General features: G+C 59.6%; 11 protein-coding genes. 8 read left to right on the top strand and 3 right to left on the bottom strand.

What is annotated here, in order from left to right; all coding sequences use genetic code 11:
* Nucleotides 1-19 precede the first annotated feature (19 nt).
* From F0P96_RS06525 to F0P96_RS06535, 3 genes are read left to right on the top strand one after another with little or no spacing between them, the layout of a single operon-like run.
* On the top strand, nt 20-1,765 hold the full coding sequence (locus F0P96_RS06525) for an ABC transporter substrate-binding protein (RefSeq protein WP_151078035.1): 1,746 nt from the start codon (nt 20-22) through the stop codon (nt 1,763-1,765).
* A 55-nt stretch (nt 1,766-1,820) separates the two neighbouring features.
* Entirely contained in the window at nt 1,821-2,789 is a 969-nt protein-coding gene (locus F0P96_RS06530; RefSeq protein ID WP_160620388.1) for an ABC transporter permease, read from the top strand.
* 50 nt (nt 2,790-2,839) lie between these two features.
* Nucleotides 2,840-3,757 (top strand): ABC transporter permease, encoded by a 918-nt coding sequence (locus F0P96_RS06535; protein ID WP_160620386.1) that lies wholly within the window; start codon nt 2,840-2,842, stop codon nt 3,755-3,757.
* A gap of 452 nt (nt 3,758-4,209) precedes the next feature.
* Here F0P96_RS06535 and ftsH read toward each other — a convergent pair whose 3' ends face one another.
* Both ftsH and rsfS read right to left on the bottom strand, forming a co-directional pair.
* Nucleotides 4,210-6,339 (bottom strand): ATP-dependent zinc metalloprotease FtsH, encoded by a 2,130-nt coding sequence (ftsH, locus tag F0P96_RS06540; RefSeq protein ID WP_151078038.1) that lies wholly within the window; start codon nt 6,337-6,339, stop codon nt 4,210-4,212.
* Between the two features lie 155 nt (nt 6,340-6,494).
* Entirely contained in the window at nt 6,495-6,881 is a 387-nt protein-coding gene (gene rsfS / locus F0P96_RS06545; protein WP_151078039.1) for a ribosome silencing factor, read from the bottom strand.
* Nucleotides 6,882-6,922: 41 nt separating this feature from the next.
* Between rsfS and F0P96_RS06550 the strand changes: the two genes are divergently transcribed.
* The 5 genes from F0P96_RS06550 to rlmB all read left to right on the top strand — a co-directional run bounded on the left by F0P96_RS06550 (nt 6,923) and on the right by rlmB (nt 13,997).
* Nucleotides 6,923-7,687 carry a biotin--[acetyl-CoA-carboxylase] ligase gene (locus tag F0P96_RS06550; protein WP_167291175.1) on the top strand — a complete coding sequence of 255 codons (765 nt, stop codon included), beginning with the start codon at nt 6,923-6,925 and terminating at the stop codon, nt 7,685-7,687.
* 293 nt (nt 7,688-7,980) lie between these two features.
* The gene (locus tag F0P96_RS06555; protein ID WP_151078040.1) at nt 7,981-8,607 is read left to right on the top strand and encodes a T9SS type A sorting domain-containing protein; all 627 of its coding nucleotides are present in this window, start codon (nt 7,981-7,983) and stop codon (nt 8,605-8,607) included.
* Nucleotides 8,608-8,811: 204 nt separating this feature from the next.
* A complete protein-coding gene (locus F0P96_RS06560) occupies nt 8,812-11,748 on the top strand; it encodes a glycosyltransferase family 117 protein (protein ID WP_235917403.1) in 2,937 nt (978 codons plus the stop codon).
* A 267-nt stretch (nt 11,749-12,015) separates the two neighbouring features.
* Nucleotides 12,016-13,194 (top strand): GWxTD domain-containing protein, encoded by a 1,179-nt coding sequence (locus tag F0P96_RS06565; protein ID WP_160620382.1) that lies wholly within the window; start codon nt 12,016-12,018, stop codon nt 13,192-13,194.
* The gene (gene rlmB / locus F0P96_RS06570; protein ID WP_151078043.1) at nt 13,149-13,997 is read left to right on the top strand and encodes a 23S rRNA (guanosine(2251)-2'-O)-methyltransferase RlmB; all 849 of its coding nucleotides are present in this window, start codon (nt 13,149-13,151) and stop codon (nt 13,995-13,997) included. Before F0P96_RS06565 ends, rlmB begins: the two co-directional genes overlap by 46 nt.
* 132 nt (nt 13,998-14,129) lie before the next feature.
* On the opposite strand, the gene F0P96_RS06575 is transcribed toward rlmB, so the two are convergent.
* Entirely contained in the window at nt 14,130-15,215 is a 1,086-nt protein-coding gene (locus F0P96_RS06575) for a mannose-1-phosphate guanylyltransferase (RefSeq protein ID WP_151078044.1), read from the bottom strand.
* Nucleotides 15,216-15,243: the final 28 nt, after the last annotated feature.

Below are 15,243 nucleotides of genomic sequence, written 5' to 3' on the forward strand. Positions count from 1 at the left end.
CCGCAACTTCTGCCGCCTTATGATTCGATTGCTCCTGCGTGGTGTTCTTGCACTACTCACGGTTGGACTTATAGCTTGTTCTTCGCCTGCCCCATTGCAGGATGCGCCGACTACCGTACGGGTCAGTTGGCCGCGGGACCCGGAGTCGCTCAACCCGGTTGTGCTGCCCAACGCTTTTGCGGTGCAAATCAACAATCTGCTCTACCAAAGTTTACTGGTAGTTGATGGCCCACGGAGGCGCTATGTCCCGTGGCTTGCTACCGCCCTGCCCGAAACCCGCCGGGCGGGCCCTATAACTTACCTGACGTATACTATCCGCCCTGAAGCTACCTGGGACAACGGCCAGCCGATAACGGGGCACGATGTGTTGTTTTCGTTACGTGTTCTGTTCTGCCCTGGCGTGCCCAACGAGCGAATCAGCAGCGGGCTATCCTTCGTCCGCAATCTGGAAATTGACCCAGCGGATGCCCGACGGTTCACCTTCGTATGCGCTGGCTTTGCTCCCGAGTACGGCATTACCAGCGGCGACTTCCCTATTCTACCGGAATACTTACTCGACCCGCAACACGCATTGCGGCCCGTACCGCTGGCGGAACTTACCGCCGACTCGTTGACTTCGGCCAGCAAGACCGCCTGCGCCGCGTTTGCTGCGCAATTCAACCTCGCGGAAAAGTGGCGCGACCCGCAGCAGGTTCGTGGCAGTGGCCCTTACGAATTGGTAAGCTGGCAGAGTGGTCAGCGGCTGGTGTTGCGGCGCAAAAGCAAGTGGTGGGCCGATAAGATGGCGGCTGCTTCGCCCATGCTCGCGGCCCGCCCCTCTCGCTTGGAGTTCCACATCATTCCCGATCCGACAACGGCCCTGCTTGCCTTGCGCCGCGGCGACGTTGATGTGTATCCGAACATGCCTGCAGCCGATTTTGAGCGGCTGCGCACGTCGTCGGACGCGGCGCGCTTTCATTTGTACACGCCTGCCTCCTACCGCATGGTGGCGCTGGAAATGAATACACGCCAGCCTATGTTGCGGGAATCGGCCACCCGGCAGGCGCTGTTGCACCTGCTCGATGTGCCGCAACTCATGCGCGCCACGCAATATGGCCTGGGGCAGCTCAGCGTAGGATTGGTCAGTCCGCGTGAGCGGTGGGCATACCACGACAGCTTGCCGTTGCGGAGCTACAATCCGCAGAAAGCAAAAGCCCTGTTGCGCGCTGCCGGCTGGCAATTTACAGGCACCCGCTGGCAACGCCACGCAAGTGCGCAAGGTTCTCAGCCGCTTGCTCTGCAACTGCATTACCGTGCTGGTGACCGAACTTTTGAAACGGCCGCGCTCCTATTCCAACAAGCAGCGAAGGAACTGAAAATCCCGGTGTCTCTTCGCCCCACCGAGGCGTCGCTGCTGTCGGAGGTGCGGCGCAACGGCCAGTACGATATGGTGTTTCGCTCGTTCTACGGCAACCCCTTCTCCTATGATTTGCGGCCGATTCTGCACACCGCCAGCATTGGGCTGACCGGGGGCAACACCTCAGGATTTGGTACGCCCAGCTCCGACCGCCTCCTCGAACAGCTAGCCGCGGCAGAAGACTCAACGCAAAAGAAACGTCTGCTGCATCGGCTGCAGCTCATGCTCTACGAGCAAGCACCGCTAGGTGTGCTATTCTACGAACCCAACCGGCTGGCAGTGGCTAGGCGGTTTGCTGACGTGCGCCCAGCGGGCCCCGAGCCCGGTTATAACCTGGCGTCGTTTGCCCTGAAGGCTTCGGCGAACTAAGGTGGCGGTGATGGGGCACGCGCTATGGCTTCGCCTGAGTCGGGCTCTGCTGGCGTTGTGGCTGGTCATATCCATCATCTTTCTATTGAGCCATAGCCTTCCTCGGGTAGCCTTACAGTCCGAAGACACCGGACTGAGGACCGGTTTTTTGCCCGAAAGAGCGGCGGCTGAATTGCGTTACCAACGACGCTTGGGGCTGGATCAGCCGGTTTTTTATTTCCGACTGGCACCCTGGCACTGGCATGGGACGACCAATCAGTACCACCGCTGGCTTACAGACCTGTTGCGAGGTGACTTGGGGGCTTCCTACCGCGACGGGCGCCCCAGCACGGCAGTGCTGCGCGAAACAGTAGGGGTAACCTTGCCCTTGGTGAGCCTGGCTTTTATCGGATGCACCTTCCTTTCCATAAACCTCGCATTGGCAATGGCCATGTGGCCCAGGGTACGGTCGGGTATGCTCGTGCTGTTGCACGGACTGGAGGCGTTGCCCTTGTTTGTGCTGGGTTTGCTGTTGCTGCTGCTGTTGGCCAACCCCGATGCGCTGGCGCTCTTCCCGGCCTACGGCTTAGGCTCGGCCGACCTTCAAGAACTTACGTGGCTGCAGCGTCTGCCTTATCTGGTACTTCCCGTCAGCAGTTTGGTACTGGTGAACCTGCCGGCGTTGGTATTGACATTAGATGCCGCGCTGCAACAAAGCCGCGTCCAACCTTACATGACTACAGCCCGGGCCAAAGGCGCTTCCATAGCTGGCGTGTGGATTCGTCATGCCCTTCCCAATGCCCTCCTGCCGTTTCTTACGCGCCTAACCGATTTACTACCGGCTTTGGTCGGTGGCGCGGTTGTAATAGAGGTGCTGTTTGCGCTGCCTGGGCTGGGGCGGCTGTTGCTTGCAGCCGGAGCTACACGAGACTATCCGGTATTGCTAGGCGGCGTATTGATGGCGGCAGTGGTTCGGCTGGTTTCGTGGCTGCTGGCCGACCTTCTTCAGGCAGTAGCTGACCCTCGCACCCGAACCAGCAAATGAGAGTATCCGGCAAGACAGGTTGGTTGCAGAATGCAGCGTACGCTTGGCTTATGGCCTTGCTCCTGCTGGCTTTTTTTGCGCCGTGCCTTCCGTTGCAGTGGGCATTTGGCAGGCTCGATGTACTGCGCATAGCAGCCCCTCCCTCCGCAATCCACTACCTGGGCACCGACCCATACGGCCGCGACGTGCTGGCCGATCTACTGCTTGGGGCCCGTACGCTGCTCGCTGTTGGATTACCTGCTGCGCTGCTCACGTCTCTCATCGGAATATTACTTGGAGCCAGCGCGGGCTTTTGGGGCAACCAACAGCTCCGCATACCTAGTGTTTACTTCGTAGGTGTACTTCCAGGCATTCTGGCCGTTTGCGTTTTTGGTGTTTCCTGGCCAGTTGTTCCGGCGGCGTTATTAGGCCTGATTGCGTCTTGGGCACTTCACTACTTCCGGTCAAGCCAATACAAGATTGTGTTTCCTGTCGACTCCATCGTTCTGGCAGCAATGCTGTGGCTTGGCGCAATTCCGCGGATAATACTGATCCTAGTCCTTTGTGCCGCCATAGACCTCACGCCCCCCGCACTGGTAGCCCTGCTTGCCCTGACCAGCTGGCCGGCGACAGCGCGGCTGGCCCGCGCAGAGGTGCAACGCCTGCGTATGTTGCCATTCATAGAAGCGGCAAAGGTCAGCGGGTTACCTCCTATCCGCATAGTATGGCATCACATCTTGCCCAATGCCTGGCCCGTATTGCGCGCTGCCATACCGCTCAACCTGAGTGCGTGCCTAACCTTCCAAACCACGCTAGCCTTCTTGGGACTTGGGCTGCCCGATGGTGCAACCGATTGGGGACGTATGTTGAGCCTTGCTAAGCTTGAGCCAACCGCTTGGTGGTTAATTGTATTCCCATGCGTGGCCCTGGCCACAACCTTTCTGGCCCTGCGTGTCGCCACACCTACCCATTCCCGCACTAGCGCTTAGGGTCGTAACCAACGCATTTCGTCACAAACTAGCCAAATATGTAGTCCAATTCCGCCGAGTGAAGTTATAGAGCAACCTAATATAGCCGCGTAGCATTTTATAGTATCAATTCCACCATCAATAATTATAGTCACGCTACTTGAGTATCCTTCCTTTATCCTGCATGCGAGGCGCCGTAATATTGTTTCTACAATGGCGCTGACAGTTACCGCTTCGGTGTTTAACCGCCTCCGCTTGTTGTACGGTAATGGAGTATGCTAGTGACTAATTAAGCGGGCAGGTGGGCAACTGAAAAAAGGTCCTGAACCGCTGTGAGTTTTTTGCAACTTAAAAGGTGTGGGAAAAACCGCTGGTTGTGCTAGCGGTTTTTCTGCGTTTAAGGCTTCTCTTACCACAAAAAAGCGCCGCTTCTGATCTAGAAGCGGCGCTTTTTACAGCAGTTGCATTAGCTGCTATACATCAAACGAAACCGTACTACCCGTTGGTACACTAGGCGTCGGATTGTTGTCCGTAGCTGGCTGGCCCGGCAGGTTCAGGTCGGGCAGGTCGTTGCTGAGGGGCGTACCGTTGGGGTGTTCCTGCTTTCGCTCACTTAGGGTTTCGCTGCGGTCGGTGCCGGCAGTGTGGGCCTGGTAAGTGGTTTGCGTATCGAAAGGGCGGCGGCCGACGAGGCGCTCCAAATCGTCTTGGAGAAGGATTTCCTTTTCCAGCAGTTCCTGCGCCACCACTTCCAGTTCACGGCTGCGCTCGGTGAGCAACTGCTTGGTACGGATGTAGGCGTTTTCGATGATGGTGCGCACCTCCTCGTCAATCATCTGGGCCGTGGCTTCGGAGTACGGCTTGGTGAAACCGTATTCGTTGTTTCCCTTGGAATCGTAGAACGAAATGTTGCCGAGCTTGACGTTCATGCCGTACATGGTCACGATGGAGTACGCCATCTTGGTGATGCGCTCCAAGTCAGACAAAGCACCGGTCGAAATCTTACCGAACACCAGTTCCTCAGCGGCGCGGCCACCCAGGGCCATGCACATTTCGTCGGTCAGTTGCTCAGTGTTGTAGAGAAACTGCTCTTTGGGCAGGTACTGCGCGTAGCCCAGAGCTGCTACGCCCCGGGGCACAATGCTCACTTTCACCAAGGGGTCGGCGTGCTCCAAGAACCAGCCCGCAATGGCGTGGCCGGCTTCGTGGTAGGCCACGATTTTCTTTTCCTCGGGGCTGATGATCTTGTTTTTCTTCTCCAAGCCGCCAATCACGCGGTCGACGGCGTCGGTGAAGTCCTGCATGGTCACCATCTTCTTGTCGCGGCGGGCGGCAATGAGAGCGGCTTCGTTGCAGACGTTAGCAATTTCGGCGCCGGCAAAACCGGGCGTCTGGGCGGCCAGCTTGCGCGCATCCACATCGGGACCCAGCGTGAGCGGCTTGAGGTGCACGTTGAAAATCTGCGTGCGGCCCACAATGTCGGGCTTGTCGATGCTAATCTGCCGGTCGAAGCGGCCGGGGCGCAGCAAAGCCGAGTCGAGGGTGTCGGGGCGGTTAGTAGCAGCCAGGATGATAACACCCGAGTCGGTACCGAAGCCGTCCATTTCCACCAACAGCGAGTTGAGCGTGTTTTCGCGTTCGTCGTTGCCGCCGGGCACGTTGCCGCGCGAGCGGCTCCGGCCAATGGCGTCGATTTCGTCGATGAAGATGATGCAGGGGGCCTTGGCTTTGGCTTGCTTAAACAAGTCGCGCACGCGGGCCGCTCCCACCCCCACAAACATTTCCACAAAGTCGGAGCCCGACAGCGAGAAGAAGGGCACATCGGCTTCGCCAGCTACAGCTTTGGCCAACAAGGTTTTACCCGTACCGGGAGGTCCTACCAGCAAGGCTCCTTTCGGAATCTTGCCGCCCAGGATGGTGAACTTCGAGGGGTTTTTGAGGAACTCCACGATTTCCTGCACCTCTTCCTTAGCTTCTTCGAGGCCGGCTACGTCTTTGAAGGTAATCTTCACTTTGTCGCCGCCCTCAAACAAGGCCGCGCGCGACTTGCCAATGCTGAAGATCTGACCGCCGGGCCCCGCTGCCCCGCTCATGCGGCGCATCAGGAACCAGAAGCCGACTAGCAGCAGCAGGAAGAAGCCCCAGCTAGCGAAGATGTCGGTTACACTCTGCCGCGTGTCCACGTCCAGCCCAATCTGCTGATCGGCGGGAATAGTTGCGCGCAGCTTGTCGTAGTCTTCCTTAAAGGACTTGCCGTCGATAACGCGGAAGGTGTACTGCGGGCTTTGCTGGTCGAAGGCCAACGGCCCGCGGCTGCGCAGCTCGCGCCGGTACTTTTCGTTTTGCAGCGCCTCCGGTTTGAGCGTCACGTCCACCGTCCGGTCGTTGACCAGGGTAATGGTGCGTACGTCGCCGGCCAGGAGCATCTGCTCGAAGCGCTGTTGGTTTATTGGAACGGCTGAACTGCTTTTGTTCAGGTAGAACAACCCGAACACCAGCACAGCCAGCCCGAGCAATACCCAAAGCTGCATGCCGGGGCGAGGCGCGCCGGGCGTGGGCAGCATGGGCTTTTTCTTTTTCGGAGAAGGGGTGTTATCTGGCATGTAAAAAGAAAGTCTTCAACGGAAGGAAAGACACTGGACTGAACAGGCCGCCGAAGCGGATTGTTCGGTCCTGGGGTACGCTGAGGCTAACGCACGGCTGGCCAAATTACCTTATCGGCCGACCGACGCGGGCCAAAAAGAAATGTGGGTACCCGTTACTTCACCGCCGTTTCCTCCTCGATGTAGGAGATTTCAGCGTCGCCCCAAAGCTCTTCGAGGGCGTAAAACTGGCGTCGGTCGCGCAGGAACACGTGCACCACCACATCTACGTAGTCGAGCAGTACCCACTCGCGGTTCAGGCGGCCTTCGCTTTGCCAGGGGTTCTGGCCGGTGGCTTTATCCACTTCTTCCTCCACCGAACGGGCAATGGCATCGAGCTGGGTATCGGACGAAGCCGAGCAGATAACGAAGTAATCGGCTACGGCATTTTTTAGGTTTTTAAGATTGAGCACCACAATGTCGACGGCCTTTTTTTCCTGCATGCCGCGCACTACGATGTCTGCCAAGTTGTCCGAATCCTGCCGAACCGGGGAAATTTTCATAAGAGAGAGTACGTTTGTCAACACAAAGTAGAAAAAATCGGGTGGAGCAAATCAGTCCCCAAACCCTTTTCACGGGCCAACAGCTGCTGTGGTTGCCGGAATGCGGCTCTACAAACACCGAGGCGCGCGAACTGATTGGCCAAAACCGCGCCACCGAAGGCTGCACCGTCATAACAGACCGTCAGACGGCCGGGCGCGGGCAGCGCGGCAACGGCTGGGAAGCAGCTCCCGGCGAAAACCTGACGCTGTCGGTGGTGTGGCGCCCCGCGTTTCTGACGGCCCCGACGCAGTTCCGGCTGAACCTCGCCGTCGCCCTGGCCGCCCACGATTGGGCCAGCAGCCTGCTTGGCCCCGACCCCGCTTTGCGCGTGAAATGGCCCAACGACCTGTTTTACCACGACCAAAAGCTGGGCGGCATACTGATTGAGAACACACTTGGCGGCGCACAAATTCACTGGAGCGTTGTCGGAATGGGGCTAAATGTTAACCAAACCCGGTTCGGCGTTGGCACGGCTACTTCCATAAGCCTGTTGACGGGTCGCTCGTATGCGCTGGCACCGCTGGCCACGCAGTTGCTGGAATGCCTGGAGCAGCGGTACCTGCAGCTACGGAACGGCCGCCACGATGCCTTGCACCGCGAATACCTAAGCAAGCTGTACCGTTTCGATGAATGGCACTACTACGAGGTAGAGGGGCAGCGCTCGGCCGGGCGCATCGTGGACGTGCGGGACACCGGGCACCTTGTGGTGGAAACGGCTACCGGTACCGAGCGCGCCTTCGGATTGCAGGAAATTCGGCACTTGTAAGGTGCTGGTTGGGTTCGTGTGTAGGTAGTAGGCAGAGCAGGCAACCCTTCGTGTGCGGTTTCCGAGTGGGAAGAAAACAGCCCAGCACTGCTTATGTCGCCGTAGTGTTAAACCACCGCCTGCTTATTTGCTCTAATCAGTGTTGCGAGGTCAAATTCAAGCAACCAAACCGCTTCCCTGAATTGGGCACGGTGCTTGCAATTTACGCACACGTAGGAGCGTCGGCCATGCGCCTTTTGCCTTCTCTCAACCGTTTACCCCACGCCGCGTTGCGGTGAATCCCCCAGCTTCTTATGAAAACTTTTACTCGTTTGGCTTTGGTACTGACGCTGCTTTGCGTACAGGCGTCGGCTTTTGCGGCTACTTGGACAGTTACCGTCAGAGACAACGACTATAGCCCCCAATTCCTCAACATTCAGCCTGGCGACGTTGTGCGCTGGCAATGGGCGTCGGGGGTTCACCCCACCATGTCGGACAGCAGCCCGGCCGCTTGGTCGACGTTTACGCCAAGTGCTTCCACTACCCGTTCCATAACGTTCAATACGCTGGGTAGCTTCCCCTACCATTGCACGGCACACGGGGCGCCCGGCGCGGGCATGTACGGTGAAATCACGGTTTCGCCGGTGCCTACCCCTACCCTGAACCTACGCAACGCCACTGCTTCGCTGGATGTATATCCCAGCCCTGCCCGCGGTGGCCAAGTAACCGTGGCGATGGGTGACGCTAAGGCCAACGGCATATATCAGTTGCGCGTGTCCAACATCATCGGCAGCGAGGTACGCAGCATATCGTTGCGCCCTGAACTGGTTGCCAAGGGTCAGCCCGTGGACTTGTCGGGCTTGCCAGCAGGCATTTACTTCTGCAACCTGTTGGTGAACGACAAAGCAATAGCCACCAAGCGAATTACCATCCAAGACTAAACGGCCCTTGCTTCCCTGCCGTACCATACTGGTCTGTACCGAGCAGCCGCCCCACGGGGCGGCTGCTTTTTTATGTTTCCCGCTCGGCCAGTTGGGCCTGGCTGGTCACGTGCTGGATTTATGCCTACTTTTGACCTCTCTGAAAATGCCTCTATGCAGCGATACCATCGTCTGAATAACCTGATCGGCTGGCTTGTTTTTGCCATGGCCACCGTCACGTACTTGCTCACGCTTGAGCCTACGGCCTCCTTCTGGGACTGCGGCGAATTCATCGCCTGTTCCTACAAACTGCTGGTACCGCACCCGCCCGGGGCGCCCACTTTCTTGCTGCTGGGCCGCATCTTCTCGCTATTCGCTACCGACCCAACCAAAGTTGCGGTGCTCGTGAACACGCTCTCGGCCTTGAGCAGCTCGTTCACGGTGCTGTTCCTGTTCTGGACGATTACCATCCTGGCCAAGAAGCTGGTGCTGGGTCGGCCGGGCATGCACGACGACCGGGGCCTGGAGCCGACCCCGCCCCAGACGCTGCTCATCCTGGGCAGCGGGGTGGTGGGCGCCTTGGCGCTGGCGTTTTCGGACTCGTTCTGGTTCAACGCTGTTGAGGCGGAGGTCTACGCCCTGTCGAGCTTGTGCACGGCCGTGGTGGTGTGGCTCATGCTCAAGTGGGAAAACCGCGCCCACGAAGCCGATGCCGACAAGTGGCTCATCCTCATTGCCTACGTCATGGGCCTGAGCATTGGTGTGCACTTGCTCAACCTGCTCGCCATTCCGGCCCTGGGCCTCATCTACTATTTCCGCCGCACCGACAAAGCTACTTGGACTGGCGCGGTCATCACGCTGGTGGTATGCAGCATCATCGTCGGGCTGATTCTAGTGGGCATCATTCCGGGCTTGCCCTCATTGGCCGGCTCGTTTGAGGTCTTCTTCGTCAACTCGGTAGGGTTGCCGTTCAACTGGGGTTTGATTCTGTTCCTGGTGTTGTTCTTTGGGTTGGTGGTGTTCGGGTTCCGTTACTCCATTCGCTCAAACAATCGCGTATTGAACACGGCGCTGCTCAGCTTTGTGTTCATTCTGATTGGCTACTCCTCGTACCTGATCATTCCGATTCGCTCCAGTTTCCACCCCACCATCAACGAGAACGACCCCGAGGATGTCCTCTCGTTTGTGAGCTACCTGAAGCGCGAGCAGTACGGCGACCGGCCCCTGCTCTACGGCCCGCAGTTCAATGCCCAGCCCATCGACCAGAAAGAGGGTGCTCCGCGCTACGCGCGTCAGGGCAACAAGTACGTGGTGGTTGAGCACAAGCTCGAAACTATTTACAACGACGAGGACAAGATGCTCTTGCCGCGTTTGTACAGCAACGACCCCAACCACATTCAGCAGTACAAGAAGTGGGTGGATATTCAGGAAGGCACGCGCCCGACGATGGGCCAGAACCTTTCCTTCCTGTTCCGCTACCAGATGGGCCACATGTACTGGCGTTACTTCCTCTGGAACTTCGTGGGCCGCGAGTCGGATGTGCAGCAGGCCGGGGTGCTGTGGCCGACGGGAGCTGGCAAGAACGGCCTGCCCGAACGCATTGCCGACAGCGCCGCCCGCAATAACTTCTTCGCCATTCCGCTGATTTTTGGCCTACTGGGTCTGTTCTTCCACATCCGCCGCGACGGCCGCAACGCCCTCATCGTGGGCCTGCTGTTTTTGTTCACGGGTCTGGCCATCGTCATCTACCTCAACCAGCCGCCCATCGAGCCCCGCGAGCGGGACTACACTTTTGCCGGCGCTACCTACGCCTTCGCCATCTGGATTGGCCTGGGTGTGCTCGGGCTGGCCGATTTGCTGCGCCCGGTACTGAAAGCTGACGGCTTGCGTGGTGGTCTGGCCGTGGCACTCGGCCTGCTTGCTCCGGCCCTCATGGCGCAGCAGGGCTGGGACGACCACGACCGTTCCGACCGTTACAATTCGGTGGATTCGGCCAAGAACCTGCTGAACTCGCTGGCACCAAATGCCATTCTGTTTACCAACGGCGACAACGACACCTTCCCGCTCTGGTACGCCCAGGAAGTGGAAGGCGTGCGCCCCGATGTGCGCGTGGCCGTGCTCAGTTACCTGAATACCGACTGGTACATCGACCAGATGAAGCGGGACAGTTACCTGTCGCAGCCGCTGCCCATTGGGATGGAGAAGAAGGACTACGTGCAGGGCACCAACGACTACCTGCCCTTCGTGGAGAATCCCTCGGTGGCCGAAGTAAACCTGCGGGAGTTCATGCAGCTGATTCGGCAGAACAGCCCGCTGCTGCAGGTGCAAACCCAGAGCGGCCACTCGCTGCTGTCGTTCCCGACGCGCAAATTCTACCTGCCCATCGACACGGTGGCGGTGCAGAAGCTGAACATCATCCCGAAAGACCGCCGCGGCCAACTCGTGGCGCGCATGGACTGGGACATGGGCCGCGGTGCCATCGAGAAGAAGAACCTGGTGATTCTGGACATGCTGGCTACTAACAACTGGCAGCGCCCTATTTACTTCTCCTCGACGGTGAACACGCAGGATTTCATGAACCTGCAGCCTTACTTCCAGCTCGAAGGCCTGGCCTACCGCATTTTGCCGGCCCGCGACCCGAACTACCAGCCGCAGGGCGGCGACGAAGGCTACGTGGCCAAGGACTTGATGTATGACAACCTCATGCACAAGTTTGCCTACCGCAACCTCGACCGCGCCGACATCTTCTACGACGAAAACCAGCTGCGCTTCCCGGCCAACTACCGCGACAAATTTGCCCGCTTGGCCCAGACCTACGCCGACGCCGGCGACCTGCAGCGCACCAAGGAAATCGTGGATTACTGCCTCAAGGTGATGCCCGACAAGGCTATTCCGTACGATTACTATACTCCGCAACTGGTGGAGCCGCTCGTGAAAGTGGGCGAAAAGCAGCAGGCCGACAACATCATGGACACCATGACCAACCGCGCCCAGCAGGCGCTGGCCTACTACAGCACCAGCCCCACCAGCGGCCTCTTCGACCTCGAAGTGCAGTTGCAGTTGCTCACGTTGCAGAGCGTGTACCGCGCCGCCGAAAAAACCGGCGACCGGGCCCGGGCTACGAAAGCCCTGCAGCTGCTGCAGCAATATTATCCGCAGTAACGGGAATAAAGCCACTCATTCGAAACGCCGCTCGGCTCTGCCGCAGCGGCGTTTCTTTTGCTTCCCGTGGCACCCCAGCCACCTGGCCCTAGCGTTGCTCGTGTTCAGCTTCTCGCCGAGCCATTGCCTTGTGCTGTGGTTTGAGGCGTATCCTTTTCCCGTCCCTTATACCCCGCCGATTCTGCCAACTTCACGTTATTAGTGTTTATGCGGTGTCTGGGTTTACTTCTGAGGTTGCTGGTGGGGTTGGTAGCAGCCAGTCCCTGCATGGCGCAACGTCTGCCTTCCCCCGCCCGCTTCGACTTCACGGGCCTGTACAACCCCGCGCGCCGGGCCCAGGTCGACGTGCGCCGCGAAGCCGACAGCCTACGCCTGTATGTGCGCTTCCCCGATGCCAGCGTGCTGCGCCCGGGTCAACCATTGCGCCTGGTGGGCTGGAGCAACTACAACGCCCGCTCGCCGTTGTGGCAAACCACTGTTCCACTCGGCTCGCGTACGTTACGGCGCGAAGGCACAGCAGCCTGGGTGGAATGCCGCGTACTGGCCGCGGCACTCGACGGCGTGCAGGTGCTGGTCGCCTGGCCCGCTGCCTACCTGCCCGATGACCCCGCCGTAGCTGCCTGGTTGGAGCTAACGCCCGACATGCGGAGCCGCTCCTACATCCTGGTCGATTCGGTGGGACAGCCGTTGCTGCGCCGCTATGTGCGCGTGGGCGAACCGTTCGGCGTGGATTGCTACGGCCCCGAGCAGCCGTTGACCGTGCGCCGCTACACGGCCACGTTTGCTCCTGCGCTTCCACCCTATTCCAAGCCTGCAGCAGCGGCCAAACCTCGCTCTTTACGCGCCGAAGCCGAGCAGGAAGTGCGGGCGGGCCAGCGGATGCGTTTACCGGAGCCCGGCCTTTACACCATTCAGCCGGCCAATGCCGGAGCGCCCGTTGGAGTGCTGGCGCCCAACGGTGCATTTCCTGACTTAACCATTGCTACCGAGCTAGTGGCGCCGTTGCGCTACCTCACCACCAGCGAAGAACGCACGCGCCTGGAGCAGTCAAACACACCCAAACGGGAGGTCGATGCGTTCTGGCTGCGGGCGGCCAACAACCGCCAAGGCCCCGCCCGGCAACTACTGCAGCAGTTCTACAGCCGCGTAGAAGAAGCCAACCAACTCTTCACCGCCCACAAGCCCGGCTGGATGACCGACCGCGGCCTGCTCTACATTGTGCTGGGCCCGCCCAACCGGGTGCAACGCAGCCCCGCCGAAGAGCGGTGGCAGTATCCTAACGCCGGCTACGGCACGGCCACGTACGTGTTCCGTGCCAAACCGAGTACCTTTGCCCCCGATTACTATGAACTGGTGCGCCGCCCCGAGTACGAACTGCTCTGGTATGCCGCCGTGGAACAATGGAGAACAGGTCTGAACGCCCCCAGGGCGGAGGCCGGCCGCTGAACGAGCGCCGCCCCGCCTTCAAAAAAACCTACGCCCCGCGCCCCGCCGCCGACCGCAGCATCGAAATGATTTTCGGTCTGCGCCCGATTCTGGAGGCCTTGCACGCTGGCCGCACGCTGGAGAAAATCTTCCTGCTGAAAGGCACGAAGAACAGCCTCGTGAGCGAAATCAACGAGTTGGCCCGCGCCGTCGATACGCCCATCTCGCTGGTGCCGGCCGAAAAGCTCGACAACCTCACCCGCAAAAACCACCAGGGTGCGGTGGCCTTCCTCTCTCCCATCGACTACGCGCCGCTCGACTCGCTGCTGGCCGGGTTGTTTGAGCAGGGCAAGAACCCGCTCATCCTCGTGCTCGACCGCATCACCGACGTGCGCAACTTCGGCGCCATTGCCCGCTCGGCCGAGTGCCTCGGCGTCGATGCCATTGTGGTGCCCGCTCGCGGCGCCGCCCAGCTAAACGGCGACGCGCTGAAAACCTCAGCCGGCGCCCTCACCCGCGTGCCCGTGTGCCGCGAGCCGAACCTACACACCACCCTACGCCGCCTCCACGACTCGGGCCTGCAGATTGTAGCCTGCACTGAAAAGGGTGACGGCAGCCTCGAAAGCACCGATATGGACATGACCGGCCCGCTGGTGGTGGTGATGGGCAGCGAAGAGGACGGAATTACGCCCGACCTCCTGACCTTGGCCGACGCCAAGCTGCGCATTCCGATGATCGGGCAGATTGGCTCCTTGAACGTGTCGGTAGCCAGCGGCATTCTGCTCTACGAAGTGCTGCGCCAGCGCTTGGCTGCGCCACAGTAGCTGAGGACAGCAGCGCAGGAACTGTCATCCTGAGCAACGCGAAGGACCTTCTCCCGCCAGAACGAGACGTTGTTACGTGCAGCGTTCTGGCGGGAGAAGGTCCTTCGCGTTGCTCAGGATGACAGAGGCTTTTTAATTGTAGCCCGCGCCTTTCTTCGACTTTACGTCGGCCACGAAATCCTTCACGCGCTGCTCCTCGGTGCGTTTGCAGATGAGCAACACGTTGTCGTACTCGGCCACGATGTAGCCTTCCAGGCCTTGCACCACCACGAGGCGCTCGGAAGGCGTTTTGATGACGCACTCCTTGGTGTCGTACAGGATAGCGTCGCCGTCGACTACGTTGCCGTCGGCGTCGTGGTGGCCCATGCGGTGGAGCGAGTCCCAGGTGCCTAGGTCGCTCCAGCCGAAGTCGGCGGGCAGCACGTACACGTTGTCGGCCTTTTCCATCACACCGTAGTCGATGCTGATGTTGCGGCAGCGGGAGTACGCCTCGTTGATGAACTCCTCTTCCTGCGCCGTGCCCAATTGCGGCAGCCCGTCGTCGAACACCTCGGCAATGTCGGACAGGTACTGGTGAAAAGCCTGCACTATGACATCGGCGCGCCATACAAACAAGCCAGAGTTCCACAGAAAGTCGCCGCTGTCGACGAACATCTGGGCCAACTCCAAATTAGGCTTCTCGGTGAAGGTTTTCACCTTCCGCAGGTTGGTGTCGCCCAGCTTCTGCTCATCCATGTATTGGATGTAGCCGTAGCCGGTATCGGGGCGCGAAGGCTGAATACCGAGCGTGATGAGCACGTTGTTCTGTTGCGCGGCTCCCACGGCTTGGCGAATCACGTCCTGAAACACGTCCTCCTTCAACACGGCGTGGTCGGCCGGCGTGACGATGATGGTGGCGTTCGGGTCGCGCTGGGCAATGCGGTAGCTGGCGTAGGCAATGCACGGGGCCGTGTTGCGGCCGATGGGCTCCCCCAGAATCTGGTCGGGCTGCAGCTCGGGCAGGTGCTTTTGCACTAGCTCGGTGTAGTCGCGGTTGGTCACCACAAACACGTTTTCGGGCGGGCAAATGCCGGCGAAACGGTCTACGGTGAGGCGCAGCATGGATTTGCCAACGCCCAGCACGTCGTGAAACTGCTTGGGGTTGTTGGTACGGCTGAACGGCCAGAAACGGCTGCCAATGCCGCCAGCCATTACCACGAGGTATGTGTTCTGAGTCATTTAATGCAAAAGAAGTGTGTTTCTCAAG

This window comes from Hymenobacter busanensis, from assembly GCF_008727865.1.
Classification (GTDB): Bacteria; Bacteroidota; Bacteroidia; order Cytophagales; family Hymenobacteraceae; genus Solirubrum; species Solirubrum busanense.

Coding starts and splice junctions, on each gene's coding strand:
- F0P96_RS06575 (WP_151078044.1), bottom strand. CDS start 15,215: ATGACTCAGAACACATACCTCGTGGTAATGGCTGGCGGCATTGGCAGC.
- rsfS (WP_151078039.1), bottom strand. CDS start 6,881: ATGAAAATTTCCCCGGTTCGGCAGGATTCGGACAACTTGGCAGACATC.
- ftsH (WP_151078038.1), bottom strand. CDS start 6,339: ATGCCAGATAACACCCCTTCTCCGAAAAAGAAAAAGCCCATGCTGCCC.
- F0P96_RS06555 (WP_151078040.1), top strand. CDS start 7,981: ATGAAAACTTTTACTCGTTTGGCTTTGGTACTGACGCTGCTTTGCGTA.
- F0P96_RS06525 (WP_151078035.1), top strand. CDS start 20: ATGATTCGATTGCTCCTGCGTGGTGTTCTTGCACTACTCACGGTTGGA.
- F0P96_RS06560 (WP_235917403.1), top strand. CDS start 8,812: ATGGCCACCGTCACGTACTTGCTCACGCTTGAGCCTACGGCCTCCTTC.
- F0P96_RS06535 (WP_160620386.1), top strand. CDS start 2,840: ATGGCCTTGCTCCTGCTGGCTTTTTTTGCGCCGTGCCTTCCGTTGCAG.
- F0P96_RS06565 (WP_160620382.1), top strand. CDS start 12,016: ATGGCGCAACGTCTGCCTTCCCCCGCCCGCTTCGACTTCACGGGCCTG.
- rlmB (WP_151078043.1), top strand. CDS start 13,149: ATGGAGAACAGGTCTGAACGCCCCCAGGGCGGAGGCCGGCCGCTGAAC.